Here is an 18,829-nt window from a genome sequence, read left to right as displayed (position 1 = left end):
CTCGCCGTGCTCCTCGCCATCGCGCTGTGCTACGCCGGCATGGCCGGCCTGTGCCTGGCCATGGATCGCCACCATGCCCAGGTGTGGAAGGCCAAGGCGCCGACCCGCCAGCGCCTGCTGCGCGTGGCCGGCTGGCTGCTGCTGGCGCTGGCCGTATGGCCGTGCGTACAGATTTGGGGCAGCGCCGTCGGCCCCGTGGTCTGGTGCGGCATGCTCAGCGTCGGTGCCTTCACCCTGGTCCTGCTGCTGCCCTATCGCCCGCGTATCGCCGCGCTGCTGGCCGCCGTCGCGGCTGGCGTCGGCCTGCCGGTCCTGTTGTTGAGCGCCGGCTGAACCGGCACCGTTCAAGGAAGAAGTAGTCGATGACCTCGCGTTTCCCCCCGCTCCTGCGTCGTGGCCTGGCGGCCGCCGTGATCCTCGGTGTGCCGGCGCTGATCTGGCTGTCCTGGGATGACGCGGTGGCCTACGATACCGTGGCCATTGGCCGTGGCGACGTCGAGGCCAGCGTCACCGCCATCGCCACCCTGCAGCCGCGCGAGTCGGTGGATGTCGGCGCCCAGGTGTCCGGGCAGATCACCCGCCTGCACGTGCAGGCCGGTGACCAGGTGAAACAGGGGCAACTGCTCGCCGAGATCGACGCCAGCCTGCACCAGGCCACGGTCGAGGCCGACCGCGCGGCCCTCGACGGCCTGCGCGCGCAACTGGCCGAGCAGCAGGCGCAGCTCGACCTGGCGCGCCAGCAGCACCAACGCCAGCAGCGCCTGGCCGCCGACGAGGCGACCCGCGAGGAAGACGTGCAGGTCGCCGCCGCCACCCTGCGTTCCGCCGAGGCGCGCCTGCGCCAGCTGCGCGCGCAGATCGCCGAGGCCAGCGCGCGCCTACGTGGCAACGAGGCACAGCTGAGCTACACGCGCATCTACGCGCCCATTGCCGGCACGGTGATCGGCGTCGACGTCAAACAGGGACAGACCCTCAACGCCACCTACCAGACGCCGACCGTGCTGCGCCTGGCCGACCTTGGCGCGATGACCGCCTGGACCAAGGTTTCCGAGGCCGATATCCGCCGCGTGCGCGTCGACATGCCGCTGTACTTCACCACCCTCGGCGGCGATGGTCGCCGCTGGCACGGCAAGGTGCGCCAGGTACTGCCGTCGCCGCCGGTGACGCCGAGCGCCTCCGGCGAGTCCGCCGCCGTGCCGCAGACGGTCAAGGCGGTGCAGTACACCGTGCTGTTCGACGTGGACAACGAGGACGGCGAGCTGATGCCGCAGATGACCGCCCAGGTCACCTTCGTCACTGCCGCCGCACATGACGTGCTGACCGCGCCGCTGGCTGCGCTGCAGCCGGTGGCAGGCCAGGCCGGCCTGTTCAGCGCCCGAGTGCTGGAAGCCTCCGGGCGCACCGCCGCGCGCGAAGTGCGGGTCGGCGCGCGCAGCCGGCAAGTCGTCCAGGTGGTCAGCGGCCTGGGCGAGGGCGAGCTGCTGGTCACCGGCGAGCGCGCGCCCGCGCCGTCGAGGTTCCAGTGGTGAGTGACACGCCACTGATCGAACTGCGCGGCATTCGCCGCCGCTACGGGGGAGAAAACGGCGCACCGGAGGTCGAGGTGCTGCACGGCATCGACCTGCGCATCGCCGCCGGTGAGTTCGTCGCCATCGTCGGTAGCTCCGGCTCCGGCAAGTCGACCCTGATGAACCTGCTCGGCTGCCTCGACCGGCCCAGCGCCGGCAGCTACCACTTCGCCGGCCACGACGTCGCCGAACTGGACGCCGACCAGCTGGCCTGGCTGCGCCGCGAGGCCTTCGGCTTCGTGTTCCAGGGCTACCACCTGATCGCCACCGAGTCGGCCTGCGAGAACGTCGAGGTGCCGGCGCTGTACGCCGGTATGTCCGCCGACGAGCGCCGCCAGCGCGCTGCCGCCCTGCTCACCCGCCTGGGCCTGGGCGAGCGCCTGGACTATCGCCCCGGCCAGCTCTCCGGCGGCCAGCAGCAGCGCGTGTCGATCGCCCGCGCGCTGATGAACGGCGGGCGCATCATCCTTGCCGACGAACCCACCGGCGCCCTCGACTCGCACAGCGGCCGCGAGGTCATGACGCTGCTGCGCGAGCTGGCGGCGGCCGGGCACACGGTGATCCTGATCACCCATGATCGCGAGGTGGCGGCGCAGGCGCAGCGGGTCATCGAGATCCGCGATGGCGCGATCATTGGCGACAGCGGTGCGCAGCCCAATCCGGCCGCCCTGCCGGCACCACGCTTCGACGGCATGAGCGTGCACGGCGCCGGTTGGAGCGCCCTCGGCGAGGTGCTGCGCTCGGCCTGGCGGGTGATGTTGCTGAACCGCTTCCGCACCGCGCTGACCCTGCTCGGCATCGTTATCGGCGTGGCCTCGGTGATCGTCATGCTGGCCATCGGCCTGGGCACCAAGCAGAAGGTCCTGGCGCAGATGGCCTCGATGGGCGCCACCACGCTCTACCTGTACGCCGCGCAGCCGCCGGAGGGCGGCCCCTGGGGCGTGCTCAGCGAGGGCGACCTGGAAGCCCTCGGCCGCCTGCCGGAGATCGACCTGTTCACCCCGGTGATCGGCAACCCGCGCATGGTCCAGTACGGCAACGCCTCGCGCGACATCTATGTGTTCGCCAGCAACGAGCAGCTGCCGGCGATCCAGCACTGGCCGGTGGCCGAGGGGCGCTTCTTCACTGCCGCCGAGGACCAGGACCTGGCGCCGGTGGTGGTGCTCGGCCACAAGGCGCGCAAGTTCTTCTTCCGCGACGAGCCCAACCCGCTGGGCAAGCAGCTGCTGATCGGCGAGGCGCCGTTCGAGGTGATCGGCGTGATGGCCGAGAAGGGACGCGAGTCCGGCGCCGACTACTACGACGAGATGGTCTTTATCCCCTACGCCGCCGGGCGCGCGCGGGTCTACCAGGACATTTCCGAGCCGGAGTACGCCGCGCTCACCGCCGCCTCCACCGACCAGGTGCAAGCTGCCGAGACCGCCGCCCGCGAGCTGCTGCTGGCGCGTCACGGCCGCGAGGATTTCCAGGTCGACAACGCTGCGGCCAAGGTCCAGGCCGAGGCCGAGACCCAGGACAGCATGACCCGCATGCTCGGCCTGATCGCCGCCGTGTCGCTGCTGGTCGGCGGCATCGGGGTGATGAACGTGATGCTGATGACGGTGCGCGAACGCACCCGCGAGATCGGCGTGCGCATGGCCACCGGCGCGCGCCAGCGCGACATCCTCCGCCAGTTCCTCGGCGAGGCGGTGCTGGTCACCCTGGTCGGCGGCAGCATCGGTGTGCTGGTCGGCCTGATCGGCGGCGCCGCGCTGCTGGTGGCCGGCGTGCCACTGATCTTCTCCCTGTCGGCGATGCTGCTGGCCTTCGCCTGCGCGGTGGGCACCGGCCTGCTGTTCGGCTACCTGCCGGCGAAGACCGCTGCCGCCCTCGACCCGGTTGCCGCCCTGGCCAGCGAATGAGCGAGTTCTCCATGTCCCGATACCCGCTGACCCTGCTCGCCCTGCTGACCCTCGCCGGTTGCTCCAGTGCTCCCGAGGCGCCACCGGCGCTGCCCGCTGCGCCGGCCGAGTGGAACCACGCCGTTGCCGCCGCTGCGGCGCCCGATGCGCTGTGGTGGCGTGCCTTCGCCAGCGCCGAGCTGAATGCCCTGGTCGAGCGTGGCCTGGCTGACAACTTCGATCTGGCCGCCGCCGCCGCGCGTCTGCGCCAGGCCGAGGCCAGCTCCCGCGCCGCTGGTGCGCCACTGCTGCCGCGCCTGGACGGCAACCTCGGCGCCAGCCGTGAGGGGCGCCTGGGCGGCGACCCCGATACCGCCGGCAACCTGTACAGCGGCGGCTTGGCTGCCAGCTACGAGGTCGACCTGTGGGGCCGCCTGTCCGCCGACCGCGAGGCTGCCGAGGCCGAGCTGGCCGCCAGCCGCTTCGACCGCGACGCCCTACGCCTGACCCTCAGCGCCAGCCTCAGCGAGACCTGGCTGCGCCAGGTGGCCCTGGCCGAGCGCCTGCGCTTGGCCGAACTCAACCTGGCCAACGCCGAGCGGGTGCTGGCCACCGTGCAGGCACGCGCGGCGGCGGGCTCGGCGACGCAATTGGAACTGGCCCAGCAGCGCGGCCTGGTCGCCGAGCAGCGGCGTTCCCGCGAGGAGCTGCGCCAGCAGGCCGACGATGTGCGCAGTGCCCTGGCCGTGCTGCTCGGCCAGGCGGTGCCGGCCGAGACGTCGAGCGCTGCGCTGACGGCACTGGTTGCGCCCTCGGTGAATGCCGGCCTGCCCAGCGAGTTGCTGCTGCGCCGCCCCGACCTGGCCCGCGCCGAGGCGCAGCTGAGCGCCGCCGATGCCGACCTGCGCGCGGCGCGGGCGGCCATGCTGCCACGGCTGAACCTGTCGGCCGCTGCCAGCGGCTCCAACGGTAGCCTCAACCGGGTGTTCGCCGATCCGATCTATTCGCTGGCTGCCGCGCTGACCGCGCCGATCTTCGATGGCGGCGCCCTGGCCGCCGAGCGCGACCGCACGGCGGCGCGCCGCGAGGAGCTGCTCGCGGCCTACCGGCAGAGCATCGTCGCGGCCTTCGCCGATGTGCAGGTGGCGCTCAACGCCGGCGCCGGCGTCGAGGCCCAGTGGCAGGCCCAGCAGGAAGTGCAGGCCCAGGCCGAGCGCGCCCTGCAGCTGGCCGAGCGGCGCTATCAGGCGGGTGCCGAGGACCTGCTCAACCTGCTCGACGCCCAGCGCACCCTGTACGCCGCCGAGGACCAGAGCGCGCAGCTGCGCCTGGCTCGCCTGCAGGCGAGCGTGGCCTTGGCGCGTGCCCTGGGTGGTGGCTGGCAACCTAGGGGCGAGTGAAAGCCTGCTGCAGCTCGGCCAGCGAGGCGAAGTACCAGGCCGGCGACTCGGCCATCAGCTCGGCGTGGCTGCCGAAGCCGTAGCCGATGCCGACGGCCTGCAGGCCGTTGCGATGGGCGCCAATCAGGTCGTGCTTGCGGTCGCCGATCATCAGGCAGTCGGCCGGGTCCAGGCCTTCCTCGGCGAGCAGGTGACGGATCAGCTCGACCTTGTCGGTGCGCGTGCCGTCCAGCTCGCTGCCGTAGATCACCTTGAAGTGGCGGTCGAAGCCGAAGTGGCGGGCGATCTCGCGGGCGAACACGGTCGGCTTGCTGGTGGCGATGTACAGGGTGCGGCCCTGCTCGACCAGTTGCCCGAGCAGCGCGTCGATGCCGTCGAACACGCGGTTCTCGTACAGGCCGGTGACCTTGAAGCGCTCACGGTAGTGGTTCACCGCCTGCCAGCCGAGTTCCTCGCTGAGCTGGTAGCTGTGCATGAAGCACTGCAGCAGCGGCGGGCCGATGAAGTGCTCCAGCGCCGCCAGGTCGGGCTCATGGATATCCAGCTGGGCCAGCGCGTACTGCACCGAGCGGGTGATGCCCTCGCGCGGGTCGGTGAGGGTGCCGTCGAGGTCGAAGAGGATGTTCTGTGCGTGCATGGGGGACTCGTACTGCGGGTTTACCAAGTGCAATTGTTGCTGGCGTCGAGGGCGGCCGGAGCTTCTTCGAAGGTGAACACCTTGCCGCTGGCGGCGGTGTAGGTGAAGGCGAAGACCACCGCGCCCTGGTGATGGAACTGGTAGCGGCCGCCGAGCTTCTCCTCGGCCGGCAGTACTTCCAGCCAGGTGCTACGGAACTCCGAGGGGCGGTCCTCGACGGCCATCACCTCTTCGCTGTCCTTGAACACGCTCGGCAGGCTGTCGGGCTGGCCGCGGTAGTGTACCTGCCCGGCGCCGCGCCAGCCGCCCTGCTCGCTGGTGAACAGAGTCAGCTGCAGCTGGATCGGCTTGCCGCTGCCACTCGACTGCAGGCAGCGCACATCGTCGGCCAGGACCAGCGCGGGGCTCAGCAGCAGGATCGCGGCCAGCGCTCTCACTGGTCGTAACCCTCGGCCAGGTGCAGGTCCTTGAGCTTCACGTAATTGGCCGCGCTGTAGGCGAAGAAGGCGCGTTCCTTGTCGCTCAGGGCGCGGGCCTGTTTCACCGGGCTGCCGACGTAGAGGTAGCCGCTGTGCAGCACCTTACCCGGCGGCACCAGACTGCCGGCACCTATCACCACCTCGTCCTCGACCACCGCGCCATCCATGACGATCGAGCCCATGCCGATCAGGATGCGGTTGCCCAGGGTGCAGCCGTGCAGGGTGACGTTGTGGCCGATGGTCACTTCATCGCCGATCAGCAGCGGGTAGCCGTCCGGGTTGAACGGGCCGGCGTGGGTGATGTGCAGCACGCTGCCGTCCTGCACGCTGGTGCGGTTGCCAATCCTGATCCGGTGCATGTCGCCGCGCACTACGGCCATCGGCCACACCGAGGCGTCCTCGCCCAGCTCCACGTCACCGATGACCACGGCGCAGGCGTCGACGAAGGCACGTGGGCCCAGCTGCGGAGCGGTGCCCTGGTAAGTTCGAATCGCCACGATAGTCTCCTTCAGGCTGCGGATGGCGCCGATTGTAATTAACATTCGGCGCATTCCGGTTGTTAAAGGTCGCCCGCGACCCCATAACCTGTATCTGCATTCGCACAATCAAAGGTGCCTCGCCGTGACCGCTGCCAATCCCCTGCTGCAAGACTTCGACCTGCCGCCCTATTCCCTGATCAAGCCGGAGCACGTCGAGCCGGCCGTGGACCAGATCCTCGCCGACAGCCGCGCGGCCATCGCCGAGCTGCTCAAGACCCAGCAGGCCAATCCGAGCTGGGCCGGTCTGGTGCTGGCACTGGACGAACTCAACGCCCGCCTGGGCCGCGCCTGGAGCCCGGTCAGCCACCTCAACGCGGTGTGCAACAACGCTGAGCTGCGCGGCGCCTACGAGGCCTGCCTGCCCAAGCTCTCCGAGTTCTGGACCGAGATGGGCCAGAACAAACCGCTGTTCGAGGCCTATGACGCCCTGGCCAAGAGCCCGGCCGCAGAAGGCTTCGATGTGGCGCAGAAGACCATCCTCGAGCACGCGCTGCGCGACTTCCGCCTGAGCGGTATCGACCTGCCGGCCGAGCAGCAGAAGCGTTACGGCGAGATCCAGATGAAGCTCTCCGAGCTGGGCAGTCGCTTCTCCAACCAGCTACTCGACGCCACCCAGGCCTGGACCAAGCACATTACCGATGAGGCGGCCCTGGCCGGCCTCACCGACTCGGCCAAGGCGCAGATGGCCCAGGCCGCGCAGGCCAAAGAGCTGGACGGCTGGCTGATCACCCTGGAATTCCCCAGCTACTACGCGGTGATGACCTACGCCGACGACCGCGCCCTGCGCGAAGAGGTCTACACCGCCTACTGCACCCGCGCCTCCGACCAGGGCCCGAATGCCGGGCAGAACGACAACGGCCCGGTGATGGCCGAGCTGCTCGACCTGCGCCAGGAGCTGGCCCGCCTGCTCGGCTTCGCGCACTACAGCGAACTGAGCCTGGCCAGCAAGATGGCCGAAAATACCGACCAGGTTCTGCATTTTCTCCGCGATCTTGCCGTGCGCAGCAAACCCTTCGCCGCCCAGGACCTGGAAGAACTCAAGGCCTTCGCCGCCGAGCAAGGCGTCAGCGATCTGCAGAGCTGGGACGTCGGCTACTTCAGCGAGAAGCTGCGCCAGCAGCGCTACAGCATCTCCCAGGAAGAAGTGCGCGCCTGGTTCCCGATCGACAAGGTGCTGTCCGGCCTGTTCGCCATCGTGCAGAAGCTCTATGGCATCGAGATCAATGAGCTCAAGGACTTCGACACCTGGCACCCGGACGTGCGCCTGTTCGAGATCCGCGAGAACGGCCAGCACGTTGGCCGCTTCTTCTTTGACCTCTATGCCCGCGCCAACAAGCGCGGCGGCGCCTGGATGGATGGCGCTCGTGACAAGCGCCGCGCCGCTTCGGGCAGCCTGATCAGCCCGGTGGCCAACCTGGTTTGCAACTTCACCCCGGCGGTCGGCGGCAAGCCGGCGCTGCTGACCCACGACGAAGTCACCACCCTGTTCCACGAGTTCGGCCACGGCCTGCACCACTTGCTGACCCGCGTCGAGCATGCCGGCGCTTCCGGCATCAACGGCGTAGCCTGGGATGCGGTGGAGCTGCCGAGCCAGTTCATGGAGAACTGGTGCTGGGAGCCCGAGGGCCTGGCACTGATCTCCGGCCACTATGAATCCGGCGAGGCGCTGCCCCAGGCGCTGCTGGACAAGATGCTGGCGGCGAAGAACTTCCAGTCCGGCCTGATGATGGTGCGCCAGCTGGAGTTCTCGCTGTTCGACTTCGAGCTGCACGCCACCCACGGCGACGGCCGTAGCGTGCTGCAGGTGCTCGAAGGCATCCGCGACGAGGTGGCGGTGATCCGTCCGCCGGCCTTCAACCGCTTCGCCAACAGCTTCGCGCATATCTTCGCCGGCGGTTACGCGGCCGGTTACTACAGCTACAAGTGGGCCGAAGTGCTGTCCGCCGACGCCTTCTCCAAGTTCGAGGAAGAAGGTGTGCTCAACCCGGCCACCGGCCGCGCCTTCCGCGAGGCGATCCTGGCCCGCGGCGGCTCGCAGGCGCCGATGGTGCTGTTCGTCGACTTCCGCGGTCGCGAGCCGAGCATCGACGCGCTGTTGCGCCACCTCGGTCTGAGCCAGGAGGCGGCGTGATGAGCGAGCCGAAGAAGCGTTTCATCGCCGGCGCCGTGTGCCCGGCATGCAGCGCCCAGGACACCATCAAGATGTGGGACGAGGACGGCACGCCGCACCGCGAGTGCGTGAGCTGCGGCTACGCCGACACCCTCAACGCCCAGGGCCAGTCGGTGCCCAAGGAACTCGGCACGCGGGTCAACCAGGCCGCCGCCAAGCCGGCGGCGAGCAAGGGCCAGACGGTGCAGTTCTTCCCCAATCCCAAGCTGAAGAAAGACTGATATAGCGGCCCGCGCGGGCCGAGCAGGTGGCAGCGGTTATGAGGTGACGTGGGCGCCGAGTCGACTAGGCTCTAGGCATCACCTGGGAGGTTCGTCTTGAAGGACCCCGTCAGCCAGTACCGTTCGCGGGGCCCTCATGCTTGATCGCTATCAGCTGCTGGACCAGCTACGCGCCGCGCGCCTGCCGCAGTCGCCGCTCAGCCCGGTGCTGCAGAAGCGCGCCGGCCTGGGTGGCCGCACCCTGTTTCTGCTGGCCCTGGCCGCCGCCCTAACCTTCACCTTCCTCAGCCTGGCCGGCGACCTGCAGGCCAGCGGCGAGCTGCATGCCGGCCTGGCGCTGACGGTGCTGGTGGTGGCGCTGCTGATCGCCCTCGGCTTCGAGTTCATCAACGGCTTCCATGACGCCGCCAACGCGGTGGCCACTGTGATCTACACCAACGCCCTGCCGCCCAACGTCGCGGTACTCTGGTCGGGGCTGTGCAACGGCCTCGGCGTGCTGCTCTCCAGCGGCGCGGTGGCCTTCGCCATCGTTGCCCTGCTGCCAGCGGAGCTGATGCTGCACCTGCGCAGCGGCGCCGGCATGGCGATGATCTTCGCTCTGCTGATCGCCGCCATCCTGTGGAACCTCGGCACCTGGTGGCTGGGCCTGCCGGTGTCGTCCTCGCACACCCTGATCGGCTCCATCGTCGGCGTTGCCCTGGCCCACGGCCTGATGGCCGAGCACTCGTCCGTGCTGCAGGGCGACTGGCACATGCTGATAAAAGTCGGCTACGCGCTGCTGTTGTCGCCGCTGGTCGGCCTCGGCGCCGCCGCGCTGCTGTTGTGGCTGCTACGCCTGGCCCTGGTGCGTCGGCGCCCAGCACTGTTCCAGGCGCCCGAGGGGCGCACGCCGCCGCCTTGGTGGATTCGCGGCCTGCTGATCCTGACCTGCTCGGGGGTGTCCTTCGCCCATGGCTCCAACGACGGGCAGAAGGGCATGGGCCTGATCATGCTGATCCTGGTCGGTGCCATGCCGCTGGCCTTCGCCCTCGACCGCGCCAGCCCGCCCGCGGCAGTAGCGCAGCTGGTGCAGCATGCCGAGCAGGGTCGCCAGGGCCTGCTGCGCGCCGGTGCGGTGGCGGAGGGCGATGCGCAGCAGGTGCTGCTGGCCTTCCAGCGCAACGAGGCGCAGCCGGCCCAGGCGCTTGACGCGCTGGCCACGGTGCTCGGTGATGTGGTCGCGCGAGTGCCGGCCGATGGCGCGCTCGGCGAGATGAGTGACGAGCAGACGCTGGCGCTGCGCGACGACCTGTTCCTCGCCGCCGAGACCGTGCGCCTGCTCGATCGCAGTGGCACGGTATTGCCGCTGGAGACCTGGAGCGAGCTGCAGGCGCTGCGCAGCCAAGCCGACGCGACCATCCATTTCGTCCCGCCCTGGGTCAAGATCGCCGTGGCGCTGGCCCTGTGTTTGGGCACCCTGGTCGGCTGGCGGCGCATCGTCGCCACCGTCGGCGAGGGCATCGGCACCACGCGCATGACCTACGCCCAGGGCGCCTCGGCGCAACTGACGGCAATGCTCACCATCGGCGCGGCGGACCTCTACGGCATGCCGGTGTCGACCACCCAGGTGCTGTCCTCGGGTGTGGCCGGCACCATGCTGGCCAGCGGCAGCGGCCTGCAGTGGCAGACCATCCGCAGCATGCTGCTGGCCTGGGTGCTGACCCTGCCGGCGGCGATCCTGCTGTCCGGTGGCCTCTACTGGTTGTTCTCCACCCTGCTCTAGCGCTGGCCGCGGAAGAACTCGCCGGGCGTGGCGCCGAACTGCTGGCGGAAGGCGGCGATAAAGGCCGACAGCGAGTCGTAGCCGCAGGCCAGGGCCACGTCGGTGACCCGCTCGCCACGCTCCAGCGGGGTCAGGGCGTCGAGCAGGCGCTGGCGCTGGCGCCAGGTGCGGAAACTGAGCCCGGTGTCGCGCAGGAACAGCCGGCTCAGGGTGCGCTCGGACACGCCCAGGCGCGCGCTCCAGTCGGCCAGGCCCAGGTGGCGATCCCGCTCCTCGGCCAGCCCGCTGCAAATGGCCTGAAGGCGCGCATCGCGCGGCAGCGGCAGCGATAGCTCGACCGCCGGCGCCGCCTGCAGCTGGTCGAGCAGTACGGCGGTCAGGCGTCCCGCGGCGCCGGCCTCGTCGTACTCCACCGGCAGCGCACTGAAGCCGTCGATCAGCTCGCGCAGCAGCGGGCTGACCGCCAGCACGCGGCAGTCGCCGGGGCCCCAGGGTACGGCGGCGCATTCGATATACAGGCTGCGCATCTCGGTTCGCGGCGAGCTGAACACGCGGTGCTCTACGCCGGCCGGTACCCACACTGCGCGTTGTGGCGGGGCGATGAAGCGGGCGCCGGCGGTCTGCACCTCGAGCACGCCGGCGATGGCGTAGGACAGCTGCACCCAGGGGTGGCTGTGAACGAAGGTCAGCGCGCGATTGGGCAGCGACTCCACCCGGCCATACAGGGGCCGTGGCAGGCGCTGCAGGTCGGGCACTGCGCGGGCGACGGTGTCGGTTTGTCCGATTGGCGACATTGCTTGGTACTTTGGCGTTAGCCGGAAATTTCCGCCCACGATAAGTTGAGCGCTCCCGACCAGCAAGCGAGTTCAGCATGCGCCGTTTCCTTCCCGACTCCTTCACCCAGGCCCTGCTCGCCATGGTCCTGCTCGCCAGCCTGCTGCCGGTGCAGGGCAGCGTGGCGGATGCCTTCGCCTGGCTGACCAACCTGGCCATCGGCCTGCTGTTCTTCCTGCATGGCGCCAAGCTGTCGCGCGAGCAGATCGTCGCCGGGGCCAGCCACTGGCGCCTGCACCTGCTGGTGTTCGCCTGCACCTTCGTCGCCTTCCCGCTGCTGGGCCTGGCGCTCAAGCCGCTGCTGGCACCGCTGACCGGCGATGCGCTGTATGTCGGCATGCTCTACCTGTGCGCCCTGCCGGCCACGGTGCAGTCGGCCATTGCCTTCACCTCGCTGGCGCGCGGCAATGTCGCGGCGGCGATCTGCAGCGCGGCGGCGTCCAGCCTGTTCGGTATCTTCCTCACTCCGCTGCTGGTGACGCTGCTGCTGAACGTGCACGGCGACGGTGCCTCAACCCTGGATGCCATCGGCAAGATCACCGTGCAGCTGCTGCTGCCGTTTATCGCCGGGCAGATCGCGCGGCGCTGGATCGGCGACTGGGTCGGCCGCAACAAGCACTGGCTGCGCTTCGTCGACCAGGGCTCGATCCTGCTGGTGGTCTATGGCGCCTTCAGCGCTGCGGTAGTCGAAGGGTTGTGGCACCAGGTGCCGCTGCCGGCGCTGGCCGGCCTGGTGCTGGCCTGCTGCGTGCTGCTGGCCCTGGCGCTGCTGGTGTCGTACGGCGCCGCGCGGCTATGCGGCTTCGACCTGGAGGACCGCATCACCATCCTCTTCTGCGGCTCGAAGAAGAGCCTGGCCACCGGCGTGCCCATGGCCCAAGTGCTATTCGCCGGCAGCAGCATCGGCCTGCTGATCCTGCCGCTGATGCTGTTCCACCAGATCCAGCTGATGTTCTGCGCGGTGCTGGCGCAGCGTTACGCCAAGCGCCCGGAGTCGGTCAGCGAGCTGATGGGCCGCGTCGATCCCTAGCCCGCCCGGCGCCGCTGCGCTACCGTGCCGGCGGCACTCGGGGAGTCAGGGATGATGAAGGGATTTGCATGGCGGGGACTGTGCGGCGCGCTGCTGCTCTCGATGTCGCTGAGCACTTGGGCCGAGGATTTCGGCCCGTCGATCTACGCCGGCATGAATGCGCGCTTCGATCCGGCTTACGAGACCCGTTATCGCCAGCCCGAGGCGCAGCTGCGCCTGCTGCTGGCGTACCAGGGCGCGCACACTAGGACCAACCATTTCTGCCTGCTGGGCTATCGCTGGCCCCATGGCCTCGAGTTCGTCTCGGTGCACTGGCGCGAAGGGCGGATGATCCTGCGCTGGCACGGCGAGGCGGATTGGTCCGCAGACTTCCTGTCGGCGGTGGTGAGCGATGGCATCGACCTGGAGACCGGCGTGATCGACGCCGACGATGTCGGCGGTAGCACCTTTCTGGTCACTCGACGCGGCGCTGAGGGCACCCTGGAAGACTGTCGCCGGCATGGCCGCGAGTACGTGATCGAGCCCTTCACGCCGGCGCCGCCGGTCGAAGAGGAATAGGCAGCGCTGGTATGTGGGAGTAAATCCAAATACTGTTCATGCATACAGTATCTGGAGCCTTGCCCATGTCCCTCACCCTGCCACCCCGTGGCCGCGGTACCGCCAGCAATCCGCACAACCGCTTTGCCCCGACCCGCAGCCAGGCCGAGGACGACGGCTGGTTCCAGGACGAGACGCCGCCGTGCCGGGCCACCGAGGTGCGCGTCGAGCGAGCCAAGTCGGTGATCACCCGCAACAACTCGCCGGATGTCGGCTTCGACCGCTCGGTGAACCCCTACCGAGGCTGCGAGCATGGCTGCATCTACTGCTTCGCCCGGCCCAGCCATGCCTACTGGGACCTGTCGCCGGGCATCGACTTCGAGACCCGGCTGATCGCCAAGACCAACCTGGCCGAGCGCCTCGAAGAAGAGCTGAGCAAGCCGGGCTACACGCCGCAGCCGATCGCCCTGGGCATCAACACCGATGCCTACCAGCCGATCGAGCGCGAGCAGCGCCTGACCCGCCAGGCGCTGGAGATCCTCCTGCGCTTCCGCCATCCGCTGCACATCATCACCAAAAGCTCGCTGATCCTGCGCGACCTCGACCTGCTGCAGGAACTGGCCAGCCGTCGCCTGGTCAGCGTGGCGTTCAGCCTGACCACCCTGGACGACGAGCTGAAACGCATCATGGAGCCGCGCGCGGCCTCGCCGGGTGCGCGGCTGCGCGCCATGCAGCGCCTGCACGAGGCCGGGGTGCCGGTCACCGCGCTGGTCGCACCGATCATCCCGATGATCAACGACATGGAGCTGGAGCGGATTCTCGAGGCCGCCCGCGACGCCGGCGCGCGCTCGGCCGGCTACGTGCTGCTGCGCCTGCCGCTGGAAATCGCCGAGCTGTTCGAGGAATGGCTGCGCAGCCACTTCCCCGAGCGCGCCGAGCACGTGATGAGCCTGATCCGCCAGTCGCGCGGCGGCAAGAACTACGACAGCCGCTTCGGCAGCCGCATGCGCGGTGAAGGCGCCTTTGCCGACCTGCTCGCGCAGCGCTTCACGCTGGCGCGCAAGCGCCTGGGGCTGAACCATCGCGATGGCTTCAACCTCGACTGCAGCCAGTTCGCTCCGCCGGGCCAGCAACTGAAATTGCTGTAAACGAATTGTGACTCGCTGGGGCTGGCAACTGTCCGCATGCCAGGTCGATAATCCGCACCGCGCGATAGCGCGCCGGTCCAGCACGAGGTGAGACGCCATGCCCTACAAGCACAACGCCATTCCCCTGCAGGCGCGTACCGCGCCGGAGAGCGCCGAGGAGGCGCTGAACGCCATCGTCGGTGGCTTCAAACGCTTCCGTAACGAGGTCTTCCCGCAGCAGGAGGAACTGTTCAAGGCGTTGGCCACCGCGCAGAACCCGCGTGCCATGTTCATCACTTGCGCCGACTCGCGCATCGTTCCCGAGCTGATCACCCAGAGCGCCCCGGGCGACCTGTTCGTCAGCCGCAACGTCGGTAACGTGGTGCCGGCCTACGGGCAGATGATGGGCGGCGTCTCCACCGCCATCGAATATGCGGTGCTGGCCCTGGGCGTGCAGCACATCATCGTCTGCGGCCACTCCGATTGCGGCGCGATGAAAGCGGTACTGGCTCCCGAGACCCTGGAAAGCATGCCGACGGTGAAGGCCTGGCTGCGCCACAGCGAAGTGGCGCTCAAGGTGGTCGAGGCCAACTGCGGCTGCGAAGGCCACGACAGGCTGGGCATCCTCACCGAGGAGAACGTGGTAGCCCAGCTCAACCACCTGTGCACCCACCCGTCGGTGGCGGCGCGCGTGGCCAGCGGCCAGCTATTCATCCATGGCTGGGTCTACGACATCGAGACCAGCGCGATCCGCGCCTACGACGCCGAGAGCGGGAGCTTCCTGCCGCTGGACGGCGAGGTGGTGCCGATGGCCACGCCCAAGGCGCGTTACCAGTCCCAGTAAACGACAAGGCCCGCAATCGCGGGCCTTGTTGCATCTGGGCGGCTCAGGCGCCGACCGGCAGGCCCAGCTCCACACCCAGCTGGCGTGACAGGCACGGCCAGTTCTGCCAGGCGGCCAGGGTCTGTGGGCTGCTCAGGCGGGCGCGGTATTCCTGCACCGAGTCCTGCTGGAACACACTGGCGTCGAGCATCTCCTCGACGGCGTGGTGCACGGCTTCGTCCAGCTGGTTGGCGAAGGGCTCGCCGATCAGCTGGTGGGCGATGACGTTGGCCACCGTGGTATCCAGCGGGATCAGCGGCTGGCCGAGGTGGACGATGTAGCGGTCATTCACTTCCTCGACCAGGCGATGGGCGAGGTAGGCCTCGTCCAGCAGGGCGTCCAGGCCCTGATGGCCTTCCATGATGCTCGGCGGGCTGAGGAAGAACTGCTCGGCCAGTTTCAGCACCGGTTTCACCTGGCCTTCGATACCGGCCTCGCGCGCCACCGCGTTGGCCGCGTCCAGCACGTCCGGCACCTGCTCGACATAGGCGGCGACGAAGCGCTGCAGCGCGCCGCTGGTGTCATCGGACGGCAACTGGATGGTCGGGTGCAGACGGTCGAGCTGGGCATCGAGCTGGCGGGCCAGGTTGTTGCTGGTCGCTTCATGGTCGAGGGCACGCTGGATCAGTTCGCGCAGTGCGGGGGTATTCATGACGACTCCGGGTAGGGACATGAAATGGAAAACAAGCACTCACCTTAGCCGGACCGAGGCGATGGCTAAGATCGGATTGTCATAATTATTTCATGGTTATAAATCAGCGCTATATGCAGCGCAGAGCATTCGCGACCTATCTCGCGCAGCCCTAGGGCCACGCGACTCTCACAGAAATCAGGCGTTAATTTTCTGACTGCGTTGTGCTGTCGCAGTCGCTGTCTATACTCGAACTCGCAAGGCGTGAACCTGATGGAACCGGACGGGCTTCGGCACGGAGAGGTTTCGACGGATGTATGCCAGCAGTATCGGCAGTCGATCCCTTTGCCGCAGGCTTAGCCGGCGGGATAACAAGAACAACGAGGGGAACCCCGCAATGATGCGACATCCACGCGTCTGGATGGGCCTGTTGCTGTGGCTTGCGTTCGGCTCGGCACATGCCGCCTGGACGGTGAACATGGCTCCCGGCGTCACCGAGGTCAGCCGCACCGTCTTCGACCTGCACATGATCATCTTCTGGATCTGCGTCGTGATCGGCGTAGTGGTCTTTGGGGTGATGTTTTGGTCGATGCTGATCCACCGCCGCTCCACCGGCCAGCAACCAGCACACTTCCATGAGAGCACCACGGTCGAGATCCTCTGGACCGTCGTGCCCTTCGTCATCCTGGTGGCGATGGCCGTGCCGGCCACCAAGACCCTGATCGACCTGTACGACACCTCGGAGTCCGAGCTGGACATCCAGGTCACCGGCTATCAGTGGAAATGGCACTACAAATATCTGGGCCAGGACGTCGAGTATTTCAGCAACCTGGCTACGCCTTCCGACCAGATCTACAACAAGGCCGAGAAGGACGAGCACTACCTGCTCGAGGTCGACGAGCCACTCGTGGTGCCGGTAGGCACCAAGGTGCGCTTCCTGATCACCGCCGCCGATGTGATCCACTCCTGGTGGGTCCCGGCCCTGGCGGTGAAGAAGGACGCCATCCCCGGCTTCGTCAACGAATCCTGGACGCGCATCGAGGAGCCCGGCATCTACCGCGGCCAGTGCACCGAGCTGTGCGGCAAGGACCACGGCTTCATGCCGGTGGTGGTGGAAGCCAAGAGCAAGGAAGACTTCGCCAAGTGGCTGGCCGAGCGTAAAGAGCAGGCGGCCAAGCTCAAGGAGCTGACCAGTAAGGAGTGGACGCTGCAGGAGCTGGTCGAGCGTGGCGACAAGGTCTACCACACCAACTGCGCCTCCTGTCACCAGGCCGAGGGCCAGGGCCTGCCGCCGATGTTCCCGGCACTCAAGGGCTCGAAGATCGCTACCGGGCCGAAGAAAGGTCACCTCGACATCGTCTTCCACGGCAAGCAGGGCACGGCCATGGCCGCGTTCGGCAAGCAGCTGTCGGAAGTGGATATCGCCGCCGTCATCACCTACGAGCGCAACGCCTGGGGCAACAACACCGGAGACATGGTGACCCCGAAAGAAGTGCTTGAGCTCAAGCAGGCCGAGGAGAAGTGACATGAGTGCTGTGATCGACTCTCACAAAGAGCATGGTCATGCCGGGCATGACCACCACCACGGCCCGGCCAAGGGCCTGATGCGCTGGGTATTGACCACCAACCACAAGGACATCGGCACGATGTACCTGTGGTTCAGCTTCGCCATGTTCCTGCTCGGCGGGTCCATGGCCATGGTGATCCGCGCCGAACTGTTCCAGCCGGGGCTGCAGATCGTCGAGCCGGCGTTCTTCAACCAGATGACCACCATGCACGGCCTGATCATGGTGTTCGGCGCGGTGATGCCGGCTTTCGTCGGCCTGGCCAACTGGATGATCCCGCTGATGGTCGGCGCGCCGGACATGGCCCTGCCGCGGATGAACAACTTCAGCTTCTGGCTGCTGCCGGCGGCCTTCGGCCTGCTGGTCAGCACCCTGTTCACCGAGGGTGGCGGGCCGAACTTCGGCTGGACCTTCTACGCGCCGCTGTCGACCACCTACGCGCCGGAGTCGGTGACCTTCTTCATCTTCGCCGTGCACCTGATGGGCATCAGTTCGATCATGGGCGCGATCAACGTGATCGCCACCATCCTCAACCTGCGCGCTCCCGGCATGACCCTGATGAAGATGCCGCTGTTCGTCTGGACCTGGCTGATCACCGCCTTCCTGCTGATCGCGGTGATGCCGGTACTGGCCGGTTGCGTGACCATGATGCTGATGGACATCCACTTCGGCACCAGCTTCTTCAGCGCTGCCGGTGGCGGTGACCCGGTGCTGTTCCAGCACGTGTTCTGGTTCTTCGGCCACCCCGAGGTGTACATCATGATCCTGCCGGCGTTCGGCGCCGTCAGCTCGATCATCCCGGCCTTCGCGCGCAAGCCGCTGTTCGGCTACACCTCGATGGTCTACGCGACTGCCTCGATCGCCTTCCTGTCGTTCATCGTGTGGGCGCACCACATGTTCACCGTTGGCATCCCGCTGACCGGCGAGCTGTTCTTCATGTACGCCACCATGCTGATCGCCGTGCCCACCGGGGTGAAGGTGTTCAACTGGGTGAGCACCATGTGGCAGGGCTCGATGACCTTCGAAACGCCGATGCTGTTCGCCGTGGCCTTCGTCATCCTGTTCACCATTGGCGGCTTCTCCGGGCTGATGCTGGCCATCGCCCCGGCGGACTTCCAGTACCACGACACCTACTTCGTGGTGGCGCACTTCCACTATGTGCTGGTGCCCGGCGCGATCTTCGGCATCTTCGCCTCGGCCTACTACTGGCTGCCGAAGTGGACCGGGCACATGTATGACGAGACCCTCGGCAAGCTGCACTTCTGGATGAGCTTCATCGGCATGAACCTGGCGTTCTTCCCGATGCACTTCGTCGGCCTGGCCGGCATGCCGCGGCGGATTCCCGACTACAACCTGCAGTTCGCCGACTTCAACATGATCTCGTCGATCGGCGCCTTCACCTTCGGCGCCACCCAGTTCCTCTTCCTGTTCATCGTCATCAAGTGCATCCGCAGCGGCAAGCCGGCCCCGGCCAAGCCCTGGGATGGCGCCGAGGGGCTGGAGTGGACGGTGCCGTCGCCGGCGCCCTACCACACCTTCACCACCCCGCCGGAAGTGAAGTAGGAG

The 18,829-nt window shown here is 68.0% G+C and carries 18 protein-coding genes; 13 read left to right on the top strand and 5 right to left on the bottom strand.

From position 1 onward, the window contains the following. The first annotated feature begins 6 nt into the window (after positions 1–6). From IP89_RS22430 to IP89_RS22415, 4 genes are read left to right on the top strand one after another with little or no spacing between them, the layout of a single operon-like run. The gene (locus IP89_RS22430) at positions 7–333 is read left to right on the top strand and encodes a DUF3325 domain-containing protein (RefSeq protein ID WP_043312240.1); all 327 of its coding nucleotides are present in this window, start codon (positions 7–9) and stop codon (positions 331–333) included. Positions 334–362: 29 nt separating this feature from the next. Then, the gene (locus IP89_RS22425; protein ID WP_052081185.1) at positions 363–1,529 is read left to right on the top strand and encodes an efflux RND transporter periplasmic adaptor subunit; all 1,167 of its coding nucleotides are present in this window, start codon (positions 363–365) and stop codon (positions 1,527–1,529) included. Further along, on the top strand, positions 1,526–3,469 hold the full coding sequence (locus IP89_RS22420; RefSeq protein ID WP_218186002.1) for an ABC transporter permease: 1,944 nt from the start codon (positions 1,526–1,528) through the stop codon (positions 3,467–3,469). The genes IP89_RS22425 and IP89_RS22420 overlap by 4 nt, the downstream gene beginning before the upstream one ends. 11 nt (positions 3,470–3,480) lie before the next feature. Further along, a complete protein-coding gene (locus IP89_RS22415; protein ID WP_052081184.1) occupies positions 3,481–4,848 on the top strand; it encodes an efflux transporter outer membrane subunit in 1,368 nt (455 codons plus the stop codon). On the opposite strand, the gene IP89_RS22410 is transcribed toward IP89_RS22415, so the two are convergent. From IP89_RS22410 to IP89_RS22400, 3 genes are read right to left on the bottom strand one after another with little or no spacing between them, the layout of a single operon-like run. After that, on the bottom strand, positions 4,835–5,485 hold the full coding sequence (locus tag IP89_RS22410; RefSeq protein ID WP_043312164.1) for an HAD family hydrolase: 651 nt from the start codon (positions 5,483–5,485) through the stop codon (positions 4,835–4,837). The genes IP89_RS22415 and IP89_RS22410 overlap by 14 nt on opposite strands. 20 nt (positions 5,486–5,505) lie before the next feature. Beyond that, the gene (locus tag IP89_RS22405) at positions 5,506–5,922 is read right to left on the bottom strand and encodes a hypothetical protein (RefSeq protein WP_052081183.1); all 417 of its coding nucleotides are present in this window, start codon (positions 5,920–5,922) and stop codon (positions 5,506–5,508) included. Then, complete coding sequence (locus IP89_RS22400; protein WP_043312235.1) at positions 5,919–6,461, bottom strand: gamma carbonic anhydrase family protein; 543 nt, start codon at positions 6,459–6,461, stop codon at positions 5,919–5,921. Before IP89_RS22400 ends, IP89_RS22405 begins: the two co-directional genes overlap by 4 nt. A 124-nt stretch (positions 6,462–6,585) precedes the next feature. Here IP89_RS22400 and prlC point away from each other — a divergent pair, with 124 nt between their 5' ends. From prlC to IP89_RS22385, 3 genes are all read left to right on the top strand, one after another. After that, positions 6,586–8,634: an oligopeptidase A gene (gene prlC / locus IP89_RS22395; RefSeq protein ID WP_043312163.1), complete on the top strand. Its 2,049-nt coding sequence runs from the start codon at positions 6,586–6,588 to the stop codon at positions 8,632–8,634. Beyond that, entirely contained in the window at positions 8,634–8,894 is a 261-nt protein-coding gene (locus tag IP89_RS22390; RefSeq protein ID WP_043312161.1) for a YheV family putative zinc ribbon protein, read from the top strand. The genes prlC and IP89_RS22390 overlap by 1 nt, the downstream gene beginning before the upstream one ends. Positions 8,895–9,030: 136 nt before the next feature. Next, positions 9,031–10,656, top strand: coding sequence for an inorganic phosphate transporter (locus IP89_RS22385; protein ID WP_043312160.1), 1,626 nt, complete (start codon positions 9,031–9,033; stop codon positions 10,654–10,656). On the opposite strand, the gene IP89_RS22380 is transcribed toward IP89_RS22385, so the two are convergent. Further along, on the bottom strand, positions 10,653–11,450 hold the full coding sequence (locus tag IP89_RS22380; protein ID WP_043312159.1) for a helix-turn-helix transcriptional regulator: 798 nt from the start codon (positions 11,448–11,450) through the stop codon (positions 10,653–10,655). The two genes, IP89_RS22385 and IP89_RS22380, sit on opposite strands and share 4 nt — an antisense overlap. A 77-nt stretch (positions 11,451–11,527) precedes the next feature. Between IP89_RS22380 and IP89_RS22375 the strand changes: the two genes are divergently transcribed. The 4 genes from IP89_RS22375 (at position 11,528) to IP89_RS22360 (ending at position 15,028) form a co-directional block, all read left to right on the top strand. Then, complete coding sequence (locus IP89_RS22375) at positions 11,528–12,520, top strand: bile acid:sodium symporter family protein (protein WP_043312158.1); 993 nt, start codon at positions 11,528–11,530, stop codon at positions 12,518–12,520. Positions 12,521–12,574: 54 nt separating this feature from the next. Then, on the top strand, positions 12,575–13,078 hold the full coding sequence (locus tag IP89_RS22370) for a hypothetical protein (protein WP_043312234.1): 504 nt from the start codon (positions 12,575–12,577) through the stop codon (positions 13,076–13,078). 65 nt (positions 13,079–13,143) lie between these two features. Then, positions 13,144–14,205 carry a PA0069 family radical SAM protein gene (locus IP89_RS22365; RefSeq protein ID WP_043312156.1) on the top strand — a complete coding sequence of 354 codons (1,062 nt, stop codon included), beginning with the start codon at positions 13,144–13,146 and terminating at the stop codon, positions 14,203–14,205. A 97-nt stretch (positions 14,206–14,302) separates the two neighbouring features. Beyond that, positions 14,303–15,028, top strand: coding sequence for a carbonic anhydrase (locus tag IP89_RS22360; protein WP_043312155.1), 726 nt, complete (start codon positions 14,303–14,305; stop codon positions 15,026–15,028). A gap of 43 nt (positions 15,029–15,071) precedes the next feature. Here the strand turns inward: IP89_RS22360 and IP89_RS22355 are convergent, their stop codons facing one another. After that, positions 15,072–15,719, bottom strand: a complete 648-nt coding sequence (locus tag IP89_RS22355) for a hypothetical protein (protein WP_043312154.1) — start codon at positions 15,717–15,719, stop codon at positions 15,072–15,074. 376 nt (positions 15,720–16,095) lie between these two features. Between IP89_RS22355 and coxB the strand changes: the two genes are divergently transcribed. Beyond that, positions 16,096–17,223: a cytochrome c oxidase subunit II gene (gene coxB, locus IP89_RS22350; RefSeq protein ID WP_081963346.1), complete on the top strand. Its 1,128-nt coding sequence runs from the start codon at positions 16,096–16,098 to the stop codon at positions 17,221–17,223. Position 17,224: 1 nt separating this feature from the next. Continuing rightward, positions 17,225–18,826, top strand: coding sequence for a cytochrome c oxidase subunit I (ctaD, locus tag IP89_RS22345; RefSeq protein WP_043312151.1), 1,602 nt, complete (start codon positions 17,225–17,227; stop codon positions 18,824–18,826). Positions 18,827–18,829: the final 3 nt, after the last annotated feature.

The sequence above is a fragment of the Pseudomonas sp. ML96 genome (assembly GCF_000761545.1).
Lineage (GTDB): Bacteria > Pseudomonadota > Gammaproteobacteria > Pseudomonadales > Pseudomonadaceae > Aquipseudomonas.
Note: the sequence above shows the minus strand (reverse complement) of the source record. Positions and strands in the feature narration are given on the sequence as shown.

Excerpts from the sequence above, each read along its gene's own strand:
- IP89_RS22385 (WP_043312160.1), top strand. The coding sequence starts at position 9,031 with ATGCTTGATCGCTATCAGCTGCTGGACCAGCTACGCGCCGCGCGCCTG.
- IP89_RS22370 (WP_043312234.1), top strand. The coding sequence starts at position 12,575 with ATGAAGGGATTTGCATGGCGGGGACTGTGCGGCGCGCTGCTGCTCTCG.
- IP89_RS22410 (WP_043312164.1), bottom strand. The coding sequence starts at position 5,485 with ATGCACGCACAGAACATCCTCTTCGACCTCGACGGCACCCTCACCGAC.
- IP89_RS22425 (WP_052081185.1), top strand. The coding sequence starts at position 363 with ATGACCTCGCGTTTCCCCCCGCTCCTGCGTCGTGGCCTGGCGGCCGCC.
- IP89_RS22365 (WP_043312156.1), top strand. The coding sequence starts at position 13,144 with ATGTCCCTCACCCTGCCACCCCGTGGCCGCGGTACCGCCAGCAATCCG.
- coxB (WP_081963346.1), top strand. The coding sequence starts at position 16,096 with ATGATGCGACATCCACGCGTCTGGATGGGCCTGTTGCTGTGGCTTGCG.
- IP89_RS22415 (WP_052081184.1), top strand. The coding sequence starts at position 3,481 with ATGTCCCGATACCCGCTGACCCTGCTCGCCCTGCTGACCCTCGCCGGT.
- IP89_RS22375 (WP_043312158.1), top strand. The coding sequence starts at position 11,528 with ATGCGCCGTTTCCTTCCCGACTCCTTCACCCAGGCCCTGCTCGCCATG.
- ctaD (WP_043312151.1), top strand. The coding sequence starts at position 17,225 with ATGAGTGCTGTGATCGACTCTCACAAAGAGCATGGTCATGCCGGGCAT.
- IP89_RS22390 (WP_043312161.1), top strand. The coding sequence starts at position 8,634 with ATGAGCGAGCCGAAGAAGCGTTTCATCGCCGGCGCCGTGTGCCCGGCA.
- IP89_RS22355 (WP_043312154.1), bottom strand. The coding sequence starts at position 15,719 with ATGAATACCCCCGCACTGCGCGAACTGATCCAGCGTGCCCTCGACCAT.
- IP89_RS22360 (WP_043312155.1), top strand. The coding sequence starts at position 14,303 with ATGCCCTACAAGCACAACGCCATTCCCCTGCAGGCGCGTACCGCGCCG.
- IP89_RS22380 (WP_043312159.1), bottom strand. The coding sequence starts at position 11,450 with ATGTCGCCAATCGGACAAACCGACACCGTCGCCCGCGCAGTGCCCGAC.